The sequence below is a fragment of the Actinomyces sp. Marseille-P3109 genome, assembly GCF_900323545.1.
Taxonomy (GTDB): domain Bacteria; phylum Actinomycetota; class Actinomycetes; order Actinomycetales; family Actinomycetaceae; genus Actinomyces.
This window is the reverse complement of record NZ_OOHN01000008.1, coordinates 2,282,226-2,299,588: the sequence shown is the minus strand read 5'-3', so window position 1 is coordinate 2,299,588 and position 17,363 is coordinate 2,282,226. Positions and strand designations below refer to the sequence as shown.

Annotated in this window: 16 protein-coding genes; 7 read left to right on the top strand and 9 right to left on the bottom strand. The window is 71.6% G+C overall.

Going from position 1 to position 17,363, the window contains the following annotated elements:
• Nucleotides 1-7: 7 nt before the first annotated feature.
• A complete protein-coding gene (locus BQ8008_RS09955; protein WP_108833869.1) occupies nt 8-2,086 on the bottom strand; it encodes a transglycosylase domain-containing protein in 2,079 nt (692 codons plus the stop codon).
• Between the two features lie 518 nt (nt 2,087-2,604).
• Between BQ8008_RS09955 and BQ8008_RS09950 the strand changes: the two genes are divergently transcribed.
• Complete coding sequence (locus BQ8008_RS09950; RefSeq protein ID WP_108833868.1) at nt 2,605-2,940, top strand: WhiB family transcriptional regulator; 336 nt, start codon at nt 2,605-2,607, stop codon at nt 2,938-2,940.
• Between the two features lie 94 nt (nt 2,941-3,034).
• On the top strand, nt 3,035-3,232 hold the full coding sequence (locus tag BQ8008_RS09945; protein ID WP_108833867.1) for a DUF4177 domain-containing protein: 198 nt from the start codon (nt 3,035-3,037) through the stop codon (nt 3,230-3,232).
• Nucleotides 3,233-3,453: 221 nt separating this feature from the next.
• Here the strand turns inward: BQ8008_RS09945 and BQ8008_RS09940 are convergent, their stop codons facing one another.
• Complete coding sequence (locus tag BQ8008_RS09940) at nt 3,454-4,131, bottom strand: Crp/Fnr family transcriptional regulator (protein ID WP_003787943.1); 678 nt, start codon at nt 4,129-4,131, stop codon at nt 3,454-3,456.
• Between the two features lie 306 nt (nt 4,132-4,437).
• Nucleotides 4,438-4,593 (bottom strand): hypothetical protein, encoded by a 156-nt coding sequence (locus BQ8008_RS13360; protein WP_159086791.1) that lies wholly within the window; start codon nt 4,591-4,593, stop codon nt 4,438-4,440.
• On the opposite strand from BQ8008_RS13360, the gene nth reads away from it, so the two are divergent.
• From nth to BQ8008_RS09925, 3 genes are all read left to right on the top strand, one after another.
• Nucleotides 4,592-5,296, top strand: coding sequence for an endonuclease III (nth, locus tag BQ8008_RS09935; protein ID WP_234415340.1), 705 nt, complete (start codon nt 4,592-4,594; stop codon nt 5,294-5,296). The two genes, BQ8008_RS13360 and nth, sit on opposite strands and share 2 nt — an antisense overlap.
• 292 nt (nt 5,297-5,588) lie before the next feature.
• A complete protein-coding gene (locus BQ8008_RS09930) occupies nt 5,589-6,356 on the top strand; it encodes an ABC transporter ATP-binding protein (RefSeq protein ID WP_108833866.1) in 768 nt (255 codons plus the stop codon).
• 32 nt (nt 6,357-6,388) lie between these two features.
• Nucleotides 6,389-7,777, top strand: coding sequence for an FtsX-like permease family protein (locus BQ8008_RS09925; protein ID WP_108833865.1), 1,389 nt, complete (start codon nt 6,389-6,391; stop codon nt 7,775-7,777).
• A 123-nt stretch (nt 7,778-7,900) separates the two neighbouring features.
• On the opposite strand, the gene BQ8008_RS09920 is transcribed toward BQ8008_RS09925, so the two are convergent.
• Nucleotides 7,901-8,809, bottom strand: a complete 909-nt coding sequence (locus tag BQ8008_RS09920; protein ID WP_108833864.1) for an alpha/beta fold hydrolase — start codon at nt 8,807-8,809, stop codon at nt 7,901-7,903.
• 279 nt (nt 8,810-9,088) lie between these two features.
• Here BQ8008_RS09920 and BQ8008_RS09915 point away from each other — a divergent pair, with 279 nt between their 5' ends.
• A complete protein-coding gene (locus BQ8008_RS09915) occupies nt 9,089-9,883 on the top strand; it encodes a TMEM175 family protein (protein WP_108833863.1) in 795 nt (264 codons plus the stop codon).
• Here BQ8008_RS09915 and BQ8008_RS09910 read toward each other — a convergent pair.
• The 4 genes from BQ8008_RS09910 to BQ8008_RS09895 all read right to left on the bottom strand — a co-directional run bounded on the left by BQ8008_RS09910 (nt 9,864) and on the right by BQ8008_RS09895 (nt 14,968).
• Nucleotides 9,864-10,187, bottom strand: a complete 324-nt coding sequence (locus tag BQ8008_RS09910; protein ID WP_108833862.1) for a branched-chain amino acid transporter permease — start codon at nt 10,185-10,187, stop codon at nt 9,864-9,866. The genes BQ8008_RS09915 and BQ8008_RS09910 overlap by 20 nt on opposite strands.
• Nucleotides 10,187-10,915 carry an AzlC family ABC transporter permease gene (locus tag BQ8008_RS09905; protein ID WP_108833861.1) on the bottom strand — a complete coding sequence of 243 codons (729 nt, stop codon included), beginning with the start codon at nt 10,913-10,915 and terminating at the stop codon, nt 10,187-10,189. The genes BQ8008_RS09910 and BQ8008_RS09905 overlap by 1 nt, the downstream gene beginning before the upstream one ends.
• Before the next feature lie 64 nt (nt 10,916-10,979).
• The gene (locus BQ8008_RS13925; RefSeq protein WP_267896222.1) at nt 10,980-14,024 is read right to left on the bottom strand and encodes a hypothetical protein; all 3,045 of its coding nucleotides are present in this window, start codon (nt 14,022-14,024) and stop codon (nt 10,980-10,982) included.
• Between the two features lie 95 nt (nt 14,025-14,119).
• On the bottom strand, nt 14,120-14,968 hold the full coding sequence (locus BQ8008_RS09895) for a hypothetical protein (RefSeq protein WP_108833860.1): 849 nt from the start codon (nt 14,966-14,968) through the stop codon (nt 14,120-14,122).
• A gap of 307 nt (nt 14,969-15,275) precedes the next feature.
• Between BQ8008_RS09895 and BQ8008_RS09890 the strand changes: the two genes are divergently transcribed.
• A complete protein-coding gene (locus BQ8008_RS09890) occupies nt 15,276-16,289 on the top strand; it encodes a Fic family protein (protein WP_108833859.1) in 1,014 nt (337 codons plus the stop codon).
• A gap of 15 nt (nt 16,290-16,304) precedes the next feature.
• Here the strand turns inward: BQ8008_RS09890 and BQ8008_RS09885 are convergent, their stop codons facing one another.
• On the bottom strand, nt 16,305-17,300 hold the full coding sequence (locus BQ8008_RS09885) for an HAD family hydrolase (protein WP_108833858.1): 996 nt from the start codon (nt 17,298-17,300) through the stop codon (nt 16,305-16,307).
• Between the last annotated feature and the right edge of the window lie 63 nt (nt 17,301-17,363).

The following is a 17,363-nucleotide window of genomic DNA, read 5'->3' as shown; positions in this document are numbered from 1 at the left end:
GCGATCACTAGTGGGAGGGGATCTGCAGAGTCGGTTCCCCCGCCAAGGCCTGGGACATGTAGTCACGCCACATCGGCACGGCCAAATCGCTACCGTACATTCTCTCGAAGTAGCGCCCACCAATAGTCCTGCCCACGAGGCTCCTGCTGCTCTCCTTCGCGTCACCGATCCAGACCGCGGTGGACAGTTGCGGGGTGAAGCCCACGAACCAGGCGTTCTCGGCTTCGTCCGTGGTTCCGGTCTTGCCCGCAATCGGCCTCCCGATTCCGGCGTCCTTGGCAGTACCTCCAGGTTCCGACGTGGCTTGGAGCGTGGTCGCCGTCTGATCTGCGACCTTCTCCTCCAGGGCCTGGGTGCAGTCGGCGCTGGGGACCGCCATCGAGGTGCCGCTCGCATCCAAGATGGACTCGATGGCGATGGGCTTGCAGTACTTGCCCCCGGAAGCGAAGGTCGCATAGACATTGGCCATGCTGAGCGGCGGCACGGGCTTGGCGCCCAGGGCCAGCGCGGGGTCGGGATCCAGCGGGCTCCCGTCCGCCTTGGTGACGCCGATGGAAGCGGCGAACTGCGTGACCTCGCAGACGTCCAGCTGCTTGAGCATCTCGGTGAAGCCCACGTTCATGGATTGCTTCGTGGCGTCCCTGACGGTCATGTTTCCAGCGTTGGTGCCGGCGACGTTGTTCACGGTCCAGGAGCCTGCGGCGAGCTGAGGGGCGCAAGGAATATTGAACGTGTTGGGCGGATAGGTTCGTGGCCCGGACGCATTCACTGTTTGAGCAGCCGTGTGGCCGTTCTTGAGCCACTCGGTCAGGATGAGGGCCTTGAACGTGGACCCCGGCTGGAAGCCGACAGTGCCGTCGCTGAGCTCGACCCCGCCGTGCTTGGCGTCCGCCGCGAAGACGAGCTGAGAATCCTCATAGGTGGTGTTCTGAGCGATGGCCCGGATCTTTCCTGTGCCGGGCTCGATCGAGGCGATTGTGGAGTTAGCGTCATCGGAGTTCCCGGTCGGAGTGTTGGCCTGAATGACGCCGTCGGCGGCGCTCTGCTGCTTGAGGTCCAGGGTGGTGGTGATCTTCAGCCCGCCGCGTGTCAGGAGCTGACGGCGCGAGGCGACATCGGGCCCGAAGTTCTCCGACCCGAGGATCTCGTTGACCACGTAGGTGCAGAAGTAGGCGGCGGTCCCAGCGGCGCCGCAGCCCGCTGGGGTCTCCGAGACGTTGAGCATGCTTTCGATCGGGGTGGCGACGGCCTCGTCGTACTGCTGCTGGGTAATGAACTTCTCCTCCAGCATCTTGGAGAGCACCCAGTCCATGCGGTTCTTGGCCAGTTCTGGCTGGCTGACGGGGTCGTAGGCGCTGGGGGCGTTGGTGGTGCCGGCCATGAGGGCGGCCTCGGCCACCGTCAGCTCACTGGCCGACTTGCTGAAGTAGTGCCGGGCGGAGGCCTCGACCCCGTAGGTCGATGGGCTGAAGGCGGCGATGTTGAGGTATCCCTCGAGGATCTGCTGCTTGGAGTACTTCTGCTCCAGGCTGAGCGCGAACTTCATCTCCCGCAGCTTGCGGGCGACGGTGCTCTCAGTGGCGTCCCGGATGATCTTGTGGTCGTCGTTCCTCAGGCCGGTCTCGATGAGCGTGTTGCGCACGTACTGCTGCGTCAGGGTCGAGGCGCCCTGGCGCGAGCCGCCGGCGTTGTTGGAGACCAGGGCGCGCACCATGCCGGTGGGGTCAACCCCCTGGTGCTGGTAGAAGCGCTGGTCCTCCACGGCCACGATGGCGTTCTGCATGTTGACCGAGATCTGGCTCAGGGGCACCACGATGCGGTTCTCTGCGTAGAACTGGGTGATCTCCTGGCCGTCGGCCGCGTACAGGGTCGAGATCTGGCTGGGTTGCTGGACGTTGAAATCGCTGGGGAGCTCCTCGAAGAGCTCGGCGGAGGCCTTGGTCAGGGCCGCCGTGACGCCCACGAAGGGGGTTGCGAAGCCTGCGGACAGGACCCCGCCGACGCCCGAGAGTGCCAGAAAGACCACGAGCATCGAGACGACCTGAGGTGGTGCCAAGGAGCGCCCGCGCGCAGAGGATTTCGCCATGGCGCCAGCCTACGTGGAATCACTGGGACGGTGCAGTGGTGTAGACCCCCTTCGGCCTGAGAAGACCCTTGGAGACTGCCCCGATGTCCCTCTGATTCAAGGGATGCGCGTCGGCGGGGTGCCGTCGTCGGGGCGGTCAGGGGTGGTCGGAGTGGCCAGATGGCGAGACAACTTTCGGTGCTCAGGAGATTCCTAAGAAATGTTCAGGGGCGGGTCACTGCGGGATTACGGTTCACCGACGGCGTTCGTGCTCTCGCGGGTGCCGCCCGGCCGTGAGAACCGGAATTCCCAACCTTGCGAAAGGTGGGATTTCGGTGGACTCGACGTCCAGCAATCGGCTCGCTCTCAGAGAACTCTTCTTGAATGGGCTGGTATGCGCCGGTCCCGCCGAGTTCTGCGCCGTCGAAGGCGCCTGGACCACAGAAGTGGGATTTGGTGCGCGGCGCTCGGTTGCCATACGGTAACGGCTGTGACGTGTCTGACAACGGCGTCGGCCGTTGAATGAATCGGGAGCGAGTATGACTCAAGACGACCAGACCTGGGCGACCCAAGCAGCCTGCGCATCTGTCGAACCCGACCAGCTTTTCGGCAAAGGGGCCGAGCAGCGCGATGCCAGGTCACTGTGCTTCTCGTGTCCGGTTCGTATGGAGTGCCTGGCCGAGGCGCTCAACTCCGAGTCCAGCTTCGGGGTCTGGGGCGGACTCACCGAGCGGGAGAGACGGGCGCTGCTGCGGCGCTTCCCCGAGGTGGACGACTGGGGCCTGTGGCTCCAGCGCGAGGATGACGATCTTGTCGCCGAGATCCACGCCCGCCGCGCCCCCCGCATCCTGGCCCGAATGCGCTGCGCCTCCTGAGGGCGCTGCGCCTCCTGGAGGCTCCCGGAGGCTCGGACTCAGCTCATGTCATCCGATTTTCCGGTGCTCCGGGGCGGGCTCTAGGCTGAGCCCCATGACTGCATCCTCTGACCACGTACCCGCGGCCGCCTCTCCGACCACTTGGGAGTACGTCACCGTCCCCCTCATCACCCACGCCACCAAGCAGATCCTCGACCAGTGGGGGGCTGACGGCTGGGAGCTCGTCCAGGTCGTCCCCGGCCCGTCGGGCACGGAGAACCTCGTCGCCTATCTCAAGCGCCCCAGGGGCTGACGGCGCTCGCTCGGGCAGGCACGCCAAGCCGGTTGCGTCGTCGGGCTTCCGTCCGCACCGACGATGCGGACGGCGTCCCGGCGGAACGCAGGCACAGCGTCGCGTCTGCGGCCCGTGCCGATGGTCCGCAGACGCGACGCTGCCAGTTTCGTCGGTGCTGCTGTGCCGGTGCTCAGCGCAGAAGCGAGCGGTGCGGAGGGCTCGTGACCCGAAACGGGCCCTCAGCGGGCGCGACGGCGCAGGCGGTCGACGTCGAGCAGCGTGACGGCACGGCCCTCCAGGCGGATCCAGCCGCGGGAGACGAACTCGGCCAGCGACTTGTTGACCGTCTCGCGCGAGGCGCCTACCAGCTGGGCGAGCTCCTCCTGGGTGAGGTCGTGGGGGACGTGGACGCCGTCGTCGGTGGGCGATCCGAAGCGGTCGGCCAGGTCCAGAAGGGCCTTGGCCACGCGGCCGGGCACGTCGGAGAAGACGAGGTCGGCCAGTGCCGTGTTGGTGCGGCGCAGGCGCTGGGCCAAGGCGCGCAGCATGTCCTTGGCCAGCTGCGGGTGGGACTCCACGAAGGTCATGAGCTGGTTGTGGTCCAGCGTCAGGAGCTCGGTGGGGGCCACGGCGGTGGCGGTGGTGGAGCGCGGGCCCGGGTCGAACAGGGTCAGCTCGCCGACGATCTCACCGGGGCCGAGCACCGCGAGCAGGTTCTCGCGGCCGTCGGCGCTGGCGTGGCCGAGCTTCACCTTTCCGGAGAGGAGAATGTAGAGGCGGTCGCCTGAATCGCCCTCATTGAAGAGGGTCTCGCCACGGCGCAGAGTCGTCTGCGTCATCATGGCGCGCAGTTCCTCCTGCTCCTCCGGGCTCAGGCCCTCGAAGAGCGGGATCCTGGAGATAATGCTGTCTTCCACGGAGATCCTCCTGGTGGTTAGGGGGCTGGCGTCCCGCATGCGGGAGCCCTCGGGTCTATCCTGCCACGGCTTGTGACCTGTGGCACGCCGTCGAGCATTGTAGCCTCCGTGTGTTGCAGGTCAAAGGGAAGTGAGCAAAATCGGGTGCGTCCTGTGCCACGTCCGAACCGGGTGCGGTTGCGGGTGATCGGGAGGATCGGCTGCAATGGCTCCCCGATAAAAAGGGCTGCGGCGACGCCGGTGGGGCCGCCCCGGATGCTGTGGACGTCAGCGATGTCAGCGGCCGTCAGCGGATGTCAGCGGATGTCAGCGGACGTGATGGACGTCGTGGAGGCTGCGCGTCCTGCCGGCCGGATCGCGAAGAGAGGATGAGGTGCCCGAGGTGACGAGCAATGCCGCGGCGGCGGGATCCGCATCGAGATCGGTGCCGGGGGCGACGTCGGGTTCCGGGACGGGGCCCATGCCGAGTTCCACGGCGCTGGCGCAGACGGCTGGGGTCGTCCCGCAGGTCCCGGAGGTGTCGGCCGTTGCGGACCCGGTCTGGCGCGCGGGCGCCGTCGACGACGAGCTCATCGCCCTCTATCCCGACGCCGCCTGCTCCCTCGACCACGACGGCCCCTTTCAGCTGCTCATCGCCACCGTCCTGTCCGCCCAGACCACTGACGCGCGCGTCAACACGGTCACGCCCGAGCTCTTCGAGCGCTACCCCGATGCCGCTGCCCTGGGGGCCGCCCGGCGCGAGGACCTCGAGGCGATCCTGCGGCCCCTGGGCTTCCAGCGGGCCAAGGCCGGCCACCTCCTGGGCATCGGCCAGGTGCTTGACGAGCGCTTCGGTGGCCGGGTCCCGCGCAGCCGCGAGGGCCTCGTCTCGCTGCCGGGCGTGGGACGCAAGACGGCGAACGTCGTCCTCGGCAACGCCTTCGGTGAGCCGGCCATCACCGTGGACACCCACGTCGGGAGGCTCTCGCGCCGTCTGGGGTGGACGACGTCGAAGGACCCGGTGCGCGTGGAGAAGGACATCGCCGCCCTGTGGGAGCCCTGGCGCTGGACCGACGGCTGCCACCGGCTCATCGAGCACGGGCGCCGGGTGTGCCTGGCCCGTTCGCCCCGCTGCGGTGAGTGCGCACTGCTCGAGGCCGGGCTGTGCCCGCGCGTGGGCGTTTGATGGGTGTCTGAGCGCGGTACCCGCGGAGCCGCCGTCGAGCCGGGCGAATCTCGCGTAGCCCCACCGTTTTTCTGTAGGGCTACGCGAAAGATGACCGGCTCGAGGACGTCAGGTGGAGGCGTCCGGGGCTGATGTCGGGCTAGCCCCACCCCCGATTCGCCAGATGGCCGGATGGGGCGGAAGGGTTGGAGCGGCCAGGCTGGAGGCATCCACCCCCTCCTCCCCCTCCGCTCGGGTCGTGCCGCCCTCCTCGGCAACGCCATCAGCGACGCCGGTCGGAACACCGCCCGTGATGTCTCCGCCTGGACCGGCCGCGTCGTCGGTCGCCATCCGCCTGCGCGGCCTCACCCGCGTCTACGAGGTCCCCGGACGTCAGGACGCCCGCGTCACCGCCCTGGACCACGTCGACGCCGACCTGCCCGAGGGCAGCTTCACCGCCGTCGTCGGAGCCTCCGGATCGGGCAAGTCGACGCTGCTGCACTGCATGGCTGGGCTCGATGAGCCCAATGACGGCCAGGTGACCATGCTCGGCACCGTCACCTCCGGGATGCGGCCGGCCGAGCGCGCCCGGTTCCGCGCCCGCCACGTCGGCTTCGTCTTCCAGGAGTACAACCTCATCGCCTCCTTGAGCGCCGCCGACAACGTCTCCATGCCCTCGCGCCTGGCCGGGCGTCCCCTGAGCGACGCCCAGACCCGGGCGGCCCTCGACGCCGTCGGGCTCGCTCACCGCACCGGCCTCAAGCCCCACCAGCTCTCCGGCGGGGAGCGCCAGCGCGTGGCCATCGCCCGCGTCATGGCCAGCCGGCCCCGGATCGTCTTCGCCGACGAGCCCACCGGTGCCCTCGACCTGAGCTCCGCCGCCCTCGTCCTGGACTGGCTGCGCCGGCTCACCGAGCAGGGCACCACCGTGGTCATGGTGACCCACGACGTCGAGGCCGCCGCCAAGGCCGACGCGGTCGCCGTCATGAGCCAGGGGCACCTGGTGCAGTGGACCAGCTGCCGTGACGCCCGCCAGATCGCCGAGCTCGTCCACGCGGCCCGCGCCTCACGCGCCGCCTGACGGCGAAGAGACGGAGAGGATCGGAAAAGATCATGGTCACACTCATCTGGAGCGACCTGCGCCACCACGCCCGCCAGTGGTTGTGGTCGCTGCTCGTCGCCACCGTCGGCGGAGCCATCATCGGCGTCATCACCATCGCCTGGTACAGCGCCCTGAGCTGGGCCCAGGCCCAGGGCGTGGCCGAGCTCGTCAACGCCTCCCACATCATCGGCTCCAGCCTCGTGTCCTACGCGGGGCTGGCCACCGCCGTCATCCTGTCCACAACGCTGGGACTGACCGTCTCGGCTCAGCAGCGCTCGCACGCGCTGTGGAAGGTCCTGGGCATCCCCGGCAGTCGCATCCGCCGCATCATCCTGGCGCAGGTCGGGGCTGTCGGTCTGCTCGGAGGGCTCCTCGGGGCGGTGGCCTCGCTGCCGCTGGCCCGCGTCTACCTGCTCACCTGGCGGGAGTTCGAGGGCTTTCCGCACGATCTCCCGGTGATCATGCCGGGCTTCGGGGTGCCGTTGACCATCGCCGTGACGACGCTCTTCTGCGTCCTCGGCGGGACGGGGGCGGCCCGGCGGGCGGCGTCGGTCCCCGAGATGCAGGCGCTGCGGGAGGCATCTGCCCCGCAGACTCGGACCCGGTGGTGGCAGTGGGTGATTGTCGGTGTCCTGGTCCTGGCCCTGGTGCTGGTTCCCTTCGACAGCGCCATGCCTCTCAACGAGGCGGAGAGGGCGGAGATGGTCGCCGCCGGTGCCAACCTCAACGACCCTGGGGAGCGCGCGGTCGTCGGCGGCTCCATGGGGCTCATCGCCGCGATCGCGGCCCTCAGCGTGCCGAACTGGACCCTGCGGCCGCTGCTGACCTGGTGGACCGCGCTCATCCCGGGCCGCAGCCCCGCCTGGTTCGCCGCCCGTGCCAATGCCCGCCACCGCGCCTCCTTGTCGATGACGACGATCGTTCCCTTCGCCATTGCCGTGGCCATGACCGGAACCGTCTACGCCGCCGTCGGCGCCGGGCAGGCCACCGGGGCCCAGGGCTCGGTCAACGGGTTCCTCACCGTCGGGGTGCCGATCTTCCTCATCGCCGGCGTCGGGGGGATCGCCAATATCGCCATGGTGGGGCGGGCCCGGCGCCAGGAGGGCGCGCTGCTGGGGGTCATCGGGGCGCGGACCCGTACGGTCCTGGCCTCCACCGCGCTGGAGGGCGTCATCTACGCCGTCACCGGCATCCTCTTCGGGCTGGCCGCCACCGCCTTCAGCGCCGTCTACGCCGCGCTGTACTCCGGGGGCGGGATGGCGGTTCTGGTCGCCTCGGTCCCGGTGGGGCTGCTGGCGCTCGTCAGCGGGATCTCACTGGTGCTCGCGGTGGCGACCACCTGGCTGCCCGCCCAGCTCGACCGCCGTCCCCTCATGGACAACCTTCGCCAGCCGGTGTGAGCCGGCGTCGCACCGCACCGCACCTGCCGAGCCGGGCATATTTCGCGTAGCCCTACAGTATTTCTGTAGGGCTACGCGAAATATGCCCGGCTCGAGGCATGAAGGGAAGGCATGAACGGAAGGTCAGACGGAGGCGGCCGGGGCGACGTCGGCCAGGAAGGACAGCAGGACCCGGACGAGTTCGGCTGGGGCCTCCTCCTGGGGGAAGTGGCCGGAGCGGCGGATCGTCGCCTGGCGCAGGTTTCCGGTCACGTGGTGGGTGTCGCGCGCGTAGGCCTGGGCGGGCTGGACGGGGTCGAGCTCGCCCTGGACCGACAGGACGGGCACCGCTACCGGCTTGTCCAGCGCCGCCGTCTCCGCCCGGGACAGCATGAGGTTGCGCAGCGGCTCCAGGGCGCTGCGGGCGGCACCGGGCCGGGAGAGGAGCTCGGCGTAGTAGGAGGCCTCCTCGGCCACCGCCTCCCGGGTATGAGGCCCGGCCCAGGAGCGCAGCAGACCCTCCAGGGCGCCGCGGCTGCGCAGGCGCCGCTCGGCCAGGCCCGGGATCTGCAGGCTCGCATACTGCAGCGCCGGCCCCGACAGCACCCGGGCCCGCAGCGACCGCAGCGCGAGCGGGTGGGGGGCGCCGATCGGGACGATCGCCATCGTCAGGTCCGGGGCCACGTGCGGCAGCGCCCAGGCGACCTGGCCGCCGAGCCCCGCTCCGATGACCACGGCCCGCTCGTGGCCCAGGGAGCGGACCACGGCGGCCAGGTCCTGGGCCAGTGTCACCAGGTCATAGCCCGACGGCGGCCGGTCCGAGCCGCCGAAGCCACGCAGGTCGAGAGCCGCCACGCGGTGTCCTGCCTGCGCGAGGGCAGGGATGACGTGACGCCAGGTCCACCAGCACTCGGGGAAGCCGTGGACCAGGAGGGTCAGGGGGCCGGCGCCGGTCGGGGCCTCCGGGCCCGCCAGCGCGACATGGAAACGGGTGCCGCGGGCGGTGAGGTCGCGGTGGGTCCAGGGGCCGGGGCGATTGACGTCAACAGGCACGGTCGCAGCCTACTGGCCGGCGCCCGGCACCGCCCACGGGGGTGCCGGGCGCCGTCGGGGACGGACTGGTTCGGCTCACCACGCACGGGGACCTTCTACGCGTACGAGGACAGAAATCCCGCATCCGTACGCGTGAGATGTCCCCGGCCGCAGGGAAAGGTCCCCGCACGCGCAGAATGCCCCTCGGCAGTACGGTGGTTGCGGTCCGGCTCCCCGAGCCATGCCGGAGATGGCGATCGGGTTCAACGTCGCCACTGATCGCGGATGGAAGGAGAAGGCATGACTGCCCATCGCCACCATGACTCGGGTGATGGCTCTGCCGACGATCTCGCCGAGGGCATCTGCCCCGACGCCTACGGGCGCGCGAACGCGGATGTCGCGGTCTCGGACGCCGTTGCCGACCCGGCTCCCGAGGAGGGGGCGGCCGCCGGGGCCGGCGGCACCGGAGGAGAGGATGGACCGGGGCTGATCTCGACCGGGCGTCTGGAGGCCTTCAGCGACGGCGTCATCGCCATCGCGATCACCCTGCTGAGCCTGGAGATCAAGCTGCCCGACGAGGGCGGGAGCCTCCTGCGCGCCCTGGCCTCCCTGTGGCCCGGCTACGTGGGCTTCGTGCTCAGCTTCCTGCTGGTGGGGCAGGTCTGGCTCAACCATCACGCCATCTTCGTGCGGGTGCGCAGCGTCGACCAGTGGATGCTCATCTGCAACCTCTTCCTCCTGCTCGATGTCGCCTTCCTGCCCTTCGCCACCTCGGTGCTCACCCGCTCCCTGGAGTCCGGCCACGACGAGCGCACGGGCGCTGTCTTCTACGGGCTGGTCATGGTGGTCGGTGGGCTGTTCTTCAACGCCCTGTGGCGCACGGTGATCCGGGACCGGAGGCGCCTGCGGCCTGAGGTGACGGAGGCGGAGGTGCGGTCCATGACCCGGCGCTTCGCCATGGGGCCGTGGCTGTACGCGCTGGCCGCGCTGCTGGGCCTGGTCAGTGCCTGGCTGAGCGTGGTCACCTACGTGGCCCTCATCGTCTTCTACATGGCCGGACACCGACCGCGCCGGGTCAGCCCAGCAGCAGGCTGAGGGCGACGTAGACGCCGGTGCCGCCGATGAGCGACAGGCCGATCGAGCGCCGCCACAGGTGCAGTCCCGCCGTCGCCCCGATCCCGCCGACCGCTGGCAGCCAGGTGGACGGCGCCAGGCTCACGCCGCCCAGCGTGTAGGCCACCAGCACGATCATGACGCCCAGGGGCATCGCCCGGGACAGGAAGGCCAGCAGCGCGCTGTCCTTGCGTCCGCGCAGCAGCACGAAGGGGGCGATCCGGCAGGCGAAGGTGATGACGGCGACGACCACGACGGCGATCGCGATCTGCGGGGTGGTGAGCATCAGGCGGCCTCATGTCCCGCCGTCGTCGCAGGAGACTCGCTCCCTCGCCCGCGGCTGCGCCAGGCGTACAGGCCCACGAGGCCGACGGCGAGTGCCACCAGCGCGGTCAGCAGCGCCGCCGATCCGCCCATCGCCAGGCCGACCCCGCCGGCCACCAGTCCCAGGCACAGCACCCCGGTATCGGGGTGGTTGCGCCAGTTCTCAATGGCCAGGACCACGAACAGGGCCGTGAGCACGAACCCGAGCAGCTCGATGCGCTCGCCCACCAGGGAGGCCAGCGCCGTCCCGGCCAGCGCGCCGATGGTCGTGCCCGCCACCCAGGAGGACTGGCTGATCGCCTCCACGGCCACCAGGTATCGCCCGCTCATGGCCCGACGATCACGGGCCGCCAGGAGTGCGTAGACCTCATCGGTGATGGCGTGGACGGCGTAGAGACGGGTCAGCGCCCCGCCGCGCACCCGGTCCAGGGGGAAGCCCAGGCCGTAGAACACGTGCCGACCCGAGACGAAGCCGGTGGACAGGGCGATGGTTGCCAGTGGCTCGCCGCCGCCGGCCAGCGGCACCAGCAGCATCTGCATGGTGCCGGAGTAGATGACCAGGCTCCACACCGGGGCCCACCACCAGGACAGCCCCTCGGCGACCAGCAGCATCCCGGCGGCCAGCCCCAGGGTCACGTAACCGACGACGACGGGCACCGCGTCACGGGCGGCGTCGCGGGCCGTCTGCATCCGTGGGGCCGTCTGTGGAGCCTGCCGCGAGGGCGCCCCGGAGGAAGGCCGGGCGGCGTCGGGCTCAGTCACGGCTGTCGCGGTCGTCGGTCTCCTGCTCGTGCTGACCGGCCCGGCGTGCCAGGTGGGCGACGACCGCGACCATGATCGTGAGTACGCCCATGAGGATGAAGCGACCGGACAGGCCGTCGTCCATGACGTAGGTGGACAGGGCGTGCCCCAGGTCGGAGTGGGCCTGAAGCCGGTCGACGGTCGGGCCCAGGACCGACTGGGCGACGCCCGGCATGAGGACGAAGGGCAGGCCGATGACCGTGCTGATGGCGCCGACGACGAAGGCCCCCAAAGAGGAGCGCGAGATCATGAACAGGGCGGCGGCACAGGCCGCGGTCCCACCCAGGATCTCCAGGGCGCCCATCGGGGAGGCGGCGGCCGGCCAGGCCGAGGGGTTGCCGCCGGTCAGGGTGGCGGCGCCGTCGTGCACGAGGAACCAGGCCACCGGGAACAGGACGATGGCGATGAGCACCCCGGCCCAGTGGGTCTCGGCGCGCGAGCTCGAGGTGGTCAGCACGCTGGCGCCCTTGAGAAGGATGCTGTCGTCGTCCTCGGCCGAGCCGGTCATGGCCGCGGCGGCCTGCCGGGCGCGCGAACGGCCGCGCTCCTCGGGGTCATCGCTCTCCAGGGCGTCCGCGGCCGCCGAGAGGCCCCGGGCGGTCGAGGTCGAGGGCCAGACGGGGGACTGCTGCGAGGAGAGCTCCGACGGCGCCGCGGCGGATGCGGAGCTCGATGCCGGGACCCGCTCGGACGCTGTGGCGGAGGAGGCTCCGGCTGCCGCCGCCGGCCGGGCGGTCGGTGCGCTCTGAGAGGCGGGGGCGGGGCGGAAGGCCTGGGGCGTCGCAGCGGTCTGCGGCGATGACGGCGCCGAGGCCGATGCGGACGGCGCTGTCGTGGCCGCGGCAGTGGCGGCCGTTCCGGACGCCGGTGACGCGGCCGACGACGTGACCGACGTGGCCGTGGCCTTGGCCGTGGGCTCGGAGGCGGCCTCGGCTGCGGTGGTGGCCGGGGTGCCGGCGGAGGCCTCCGGGCGGTATCCGGGAAGCCTCGAGGAGGGGGCCGAGGCGGTCGAGGAGGGGGCCGAGGCGGGCCTGTTCGTCGAGAAGCCGGCAGGTGAGGCGCTGGCGGTGGGGGAAGCGGAACGCACGGAGGAGGTCGACTCGGCCGAGCGCGCCGTGGAGGCGCTGGCCGCCGAGCTGGTCCGAGCCAGCTGGGCTGCCGGGGTGGCCGGCCAGGCGGGGGCCGAGGGGCGGTTGTCGACCGGCCTGTCGGCGACAGGCTCGGCCGGCTTGGGCGAACTCGTCGTGTCCGGCGTCGGTTCCGCCGGTGAGGCCGCTGAGGATGCCGACGGCCCGGCAACCGGCTGGGCCGACGACGCACCCGCGGGGGAGGCCGCCGATGAGACGGCCGGTGCTGTCAAGGGGTGGCTCTCCGGCTGCCCATCAGCGGCGACGGATCCGTCGGTACCGGGAGCTCCGGCGGCCCTGTCGCTGGTGGTGCTGGTGGGGCGAGCAGCACCGACGGTGCTGGCGGTGCTGGCCTTGGCGGCCGTCACCGGAACAGCCGCTGCCCTTGCGGCTCTGGCGGCGGAGGGAGCCGATGGCGCCGAACCGGTCGCTGAAGCAGCCGACACGGCCGACACTGCCGACACTGCCGATGCTGCCGTCGTCGAGGCCGCCGATGACGCCGACGCCGCGGTCGACGCGGATGATGCCGATGCGGCTGCCCCGCCGGCGGTGGCTGCCTCGACCGTGGTGGCGTGAGCGACGCCCTCGTCGGAGGTAGGGGCGTCGGAGGTGACGGTCCCCGAGCTCGACTGCTGTGTCCGTGGAGCAGGGACCTCAGGGCCTGCGGCCTGCTGAGTCTCCTCCCGAACGTCTGCCTCGGGATCGTCATCGACGTCGTTCGTCCTCGCCGGGGCGGACGCCGCCGATGGCGTCGTGGCCGTCGTCTCCTGATCCTCGGGCTCGTCCGAGACGTCCGCAGGCTCCGCAGGGTCCTCGGCGGTACCGGCCGAGGAGGCGTTCACCGCTGAGCCTGCGGCTGTGGCAGCCGCTGCGCCCGCGATCGCGGCCGTCACCGTGCCTGTCACCGTACCTGTCACCGTACCTGTCTCTGCACCCGTCTCCGCGCCCGTGGCGCTCACTGCGCCGGCAGCGGCCGGCGGCTCGTCCTCATCCACAGACTGCTCGGGGGACGACGACGTCTCCGCGGTGGACACGGAGTCCTCCTGGCGAACCGGCTCCGCGGGGTCCGCGGGGTCCTCGGCGGTACTGGCCGAGGACAGGGAGGAGAATCCGGCCGAGCCGGAGTCGGCGGTCGCAGGGACCGTAGAAGCCGCGGGGGCCGTGCGGGCCTCCGGGGCTGCGGAAGTGGCGGCCGACTCGCCCGGAGCCGACGACGGCGGAATCGACGGCGGCATGTCGGGGCTCACCGCGCTGTCGGTCTCCTCGTGGTCGATGGCGGTCCTCACGACCGTCTCCCCGTCCTGCTCGGAGTGCTCGGACGGCGTCGGCGCCGCCTGAGTGACCACGGGGCGGGGCGAGGAGTCGTCCGGGCGCAGCGGGTCCTGGGCGGGACGGCCGACCGGAAAGGTGCCCACCGGCGGCTCCTGCGAGACCGCCGACGCCGGAGCCTCCTGGTCGGAGGGCTCGACGGCTGCTTCGTCAGCTGCTTCATCGGCCGTATCGGCGACCTCGGCGGTGGTCTCGGGTCCGTCGGTGGCACGCCCGCCCGTCTGAGTACGGATGTTCACGGTGTCGACGTCGCGGTCCTCGGTGCCGTCGGCGGCGCTGTCCGATGTCGTCGCCGTCACCGGTGTGGCCGGCTCGGGGGCCGTTGCGGAGGGGACCGGCCCAGAGGCTTGAGAGACCTTGCTGGCGAGGTTCTTCAGGGAGGCGAGAGCCTCATCGGCCAGGTTGACCATCGTCTCTCCCGCTCGAGCCCCCGACGCCGCAGTCCCCGTCTCGGAGACGGGCTTCTCGGATGAGGCGGAGGCGATGCCGTCGGGTGTGCGGGGCGTCTGCGGGGTGGGGCGGTCTGTGTTGTCGGTGCTCACGAGGTCTCCTTACGCATGCACACGGTAGTAGTAGGGGCGGGGACGCCGAAAGGGGCGGTACGGTCGTCCCGGGACATGACTGCGGGCATGGGCCCTCAGGCACCGGAGCGCAACCGGGCCAGCGCGTTGGCGCGGCCCTGGCGGCGGGCCATGTGAGCTCCCCAGCCGATCGCCATGAGCTCGATCCCGATGGCGGCGAGCACGACGGCGTCCGGGCCGTACGGCAGGAGCCTGGAGATCAGATGACCGCCAGGGATCATATCGTCACTGAGCGCCGGGACCGCCAGAAGGATGAGAATCGGGCCGGTGACGCGCGCTCCGAGGGTGGAGCGCGCCGTCGAGGCCCCGGCCGCGGCCAGAGCGATGACGGAGACGAGGACAGCCCCGAGCATCAGCGGACCGGTCTGGATCCCGGGGGCGACCGCCCGCAGGTAGGAGCGGGGCAGGAGGAAGGCGGCCAGCGCCAGCCCGGCCAGGACCCACGGCAGGGACAGGAGGTGGTCGCGCCGGCGCGAGGGCGGTGGGGTCGGAGTGGAGCCCACGGTCCGGTCGGCCTGGGTGAGACGGAAGGCGGCCTGGCCCTGGGCGTGGCCGGCGCGGCGGGCCAGGCGCATCCCCCAGGAGCCGCCGAGCCACAGGGCCGCCAGGATGAGCACGAACCCGGTGCTGATCAGCTTCTGCAGCCAGGGGTAGGGCAGGGAGGACGCGTGGATGGGAGCCATGAAGGCGGCCGACTGGGCCACCAGGGCGGTCAGCCCGGTGACCAGGGCGCCCAGTGAGGAGCGGCCGGCGAACAGCGCTGTGGCGGCGGAGGAGAGCAGCAGGATCGCGCCGAGGAGCAAGGACGTGCGCAGGACGGACTCCGGGGCGGGAGCGGTGGCGGCCAGGCCCAGCAGGACGGAGACACTCAGGGCGAAGATGACCCCGACGACAGCGGTGAGCACGTAGTCGGGTCTGCGACTGCGAGGCGGTTGTCCCGACGCGCCCGGTGCCGAGGGCGGTGGGGCTGAGCCCGGAATGTTATGGGAGGGGGAGTCACTCACTTGATCGAGTCTAGGGGGTGCGCCCAGCCCGTGTCGGTTTCGTCGGGGTCCGGGGCTGCTACGCACCGCTGATCCGTCACTGACGGCCGTCGAGTGTCGAGCCGGCCGCCGTTGTCTCCGAGCGGCCGTGATGTGCCACAGTGGGCGCGTGGTGCGAATGTCTGTAGGGATCGGGCCGTCCGCGGCCGGGGCGCCGAAGCGGCGTGACATGGCTGGGACGACCGGGGCGGCGAGTCGGCCCGGCGTGTCGACCGGGCGGTCGAATGGACGGCCGGTCGACGACGGCGCGGGCGGGCAGAGCGGTCCCGAGGTGCCGGCCGGCGCGGGCGCCTCCGGGGTGCCGGTGTCCCCTGTGGTGGAGGCGCTGCGGGCAGTGGCCGCCGACGAGCGGGTGCGCGCCGCTGAGACGGCGGTGCGCGAGGCCTGCGCCGAGCTGCGCTGGAACGAGGCGCTGCGACGTCGGTGGCGTGAGGCCCGCGCCGAGGCCGCGATCCGGGGCGCCATCGCCTCGGGAGGCGTTGAGGGGGCAGTGGTCTCCGCCGAGGTGCTGCGTGAGCACGTGGCCTCCGCCTCCCTGACCGAGGCCGCCACGGGCGACCCGGGCCTGGATGCTGTCGCCGGGCTGTGGCGCGCCGGGACCCGCCTGGTCGGATGGATGCCGGACCTGGTGGGGCGGGGACGGCCCGCGGTGCCGCCAGCACGTGCACTGCTGGCCGCGCTGCACCGCGACGTCGTCGGCCCCTTGGCGGCAGGCGGACTGATCGGGCTCGAGGAGGTGGGCGCCCCGCGCGCCGGGCAGATGCGTTCCCGCGAGGGCGGCCCGGGACGGGCGCCGCAGGGCGAGGAGCTGGCCGAGCGGCTGGCGGGCCTGGTGGAGCTCATCGAGGCGGAGCAGGCGCCGGCGCTGGTGCGGGCCGCCATCGTCCACGCCGAGATGCTGGCGGCGCGGCCCTTCACGGCCGGAAACGCCGCGGTCGGCCGACTGCTCGTGCGCCACCTGCTCGTGCGCGACGGGGTCGAGCCGACGGGCACAGCGGTCAGCGACCTGTATCCCGGGCAGGTGCCGGCGGCCTACGCCGATGCCGCCGGCACCTACGTCCTGGGCACGATGGAGGGCGTCGTGGCCTGGGTGGTGTGGCAGGCCGAGGCGGTGCTCGCGGGGGTGCAGGAGGCCCAGCGCCTGTGCCGGGCCGTCCAGGCGGGCACCTGGCGCGCCGGGTGAGTCCGGGCGGACGATTCAGGCTCCGCGTCCGCCCTGCCCGCCATGGCGGGCGACCAGCCAGGCGGCGGCGCCCCCGACGGCGAGGACGCCGGCCGCACCGGCTACCAGGACGGCCCGGGTCGACAGGTGCGCCGGCTCCCAACGCGGCCGCAGCCGCACCGGGCGGGCGAAGTCTCGCACCGGCCAGTCCCGTTCCTGGGCCAGGCGCCGCAGGTCCCGGTCGGGGTTGACGGCGACGGGGTGGCCGACGGCGCCGAGCATCGGCTCATCGGAGATGGAGTCGGAGTAGGCCCAGGACCGGGCCGGGTCGATGCCGTGGGCGGCGGCGTCCTCACGCAGCGCGACCACCTTCTCCGAGTGCAGCATGGAGCGGGCGATCCGCCCGGTGAACAGGCCGTCCTCGCCCACCTCCATGTGGGTGGCGATGGCGCGGTCGGCCCCCACGAGGCGAGCGATGGGGGCGACCATCTCGCTGATGGAGGCCGAGACGACCACGACGTCGTGCCCGGCCCGGTGGTGGGCCTCGATGAGGTCGAGGGCCTCGGCGTAGACGGCCGGCTCGATCACCGTGGTCAGGGCGCCCTCGACGACGTCGACCAGGTCGCGTCGGCTGATGCCGGTGGACATGAGGGCCAGGCGCTCCATGAGGCTGGTTGAATGCCGGGTGCCGGCGCCCACCAGGAGGTAGGGGAGCTGGGCGATGAGCCCGTGGGCCAGCGCCCGTGAGGAGATGAGGCCGCTGCGCCGCATCGGGCTGCCCAGCGCCCAGGTCGACGACGTCGCCAGGATCGTCTTGTCCAGATCGAAGTAGGCCGCGGCGCGCTGGCCTGCGGGTGGGGGAGGGGCGGCGGGCGCAGTGGTGGACCCGGCGTTGGACCCAGTGGTGGATCCTGTGGTGGGCGCAGTGGACGTGACGGACACGGCGGAGACAGCCGGCGAGATCGTCGGTGACGTCGCCGGTGACGCCGCTGTCGGCTGGGAGGGGTCGCTTGCGCGGGACGGCGCGCTCATGGGTCCATCTCATCACGAGGCGGGCCGCGGTGTCAGGCGTGTGAGCCCTCAGCCTCGCGCGAC

What these genes read in the sequence shown, in the direction of transcription:
- BQ8008_RS09930 (WP_108833866.1), top strand. Translation starts at nt 5,589, where the DNA reads ATGTCTCCGCCTGGACCGGCCGCGTCGTCGGTCGCCATCCGCCTGCGC.
- BQ8008_RS09910 (WP_108833862.1), bottom strand. Translation starts at nt 10,187, where the DNA reads ATGCTCACCACCCCGCAGATCGCGATCGCCGTCGTGGTCGTCGCCGTC.
- BQ8008_RS09905 (WP_108833861.1), bottom strand. Translation starts at nt 10,915, where the DNA reads ATGCAGACGGCCCGCGACGCCGCCCGTGACGCGGTGCCCGTCGTCGTC.
- BQ8008_RS09925 (WP_108833865.1), top strand. Translation starts at nt 6,389, where the DNA reads ATGGTCACACTCATCTGGAGCGACCTGCGCCACCACGCCCGCCAGTGG.
- BQ8008_RS13360 (WP_159086791.1), bottom strand. Translation starts at nt 4,593, where the DNA reads ATGGGCCCCGTCCCGGAACCCGACGTCGCCCCCGGCACCGATCTCGAT.
- BQ8008_RS09915 (WP_108833863.1), top strand. Translation starts at nt 9,089, where the DNA reads ATGACTGCCCATCGCCACCATGACTCGGGTGATGGCTCTGCCGACGAT.
- nth (WP_234415340.1), top strand. Translation starts at nt 4,592, where the DNA reads ATGCCGAGTTCCACGGCGCTGGCGCAGACGGCTGGGGTCGTCCCGCAG.
- BQ8008_RS09950 (WP_108833868.1), top strand. Translation starts at nt 2,605, where the DNA reads ATGACTCAAGACGACCAGACCTGGGCGACCCAAGCAGCCTGCGCATCT.
- BQ8008_RS09885 (WP_108833858.1), bottom strand. Translation starts at nt 17,300, where the DNA reads ATGAGCGCGCCGTCCCGCGCAAGCGACCCCTCCCAGCCGACAGCGGCG.
- BQ8008_RS09955 (WP_108833869.1), bottom strand. Translation starts at nt 2,086, where the DNA reads ATGGCGAAATCCTCTGCGCGCGGGCGCTCCTTGGCACCACCTCAGGTC.
- BQ8008_RS09890 (WP_108833859.1), top strand. Translation starts at nt 15,276, where the DNA reads ATGGCTGGGACGACCGGGGCGGCGAGTCGGCCCGGCGTGTCGACCGGG.
- BQ8008_RS09945 (WP_108833867.1), top strand. Translation starts at nt 3,035, where the DNA reads ATGACTGCATCCTCTGACCACGTACCCGCGGCCGCCTCTCCGACCACT.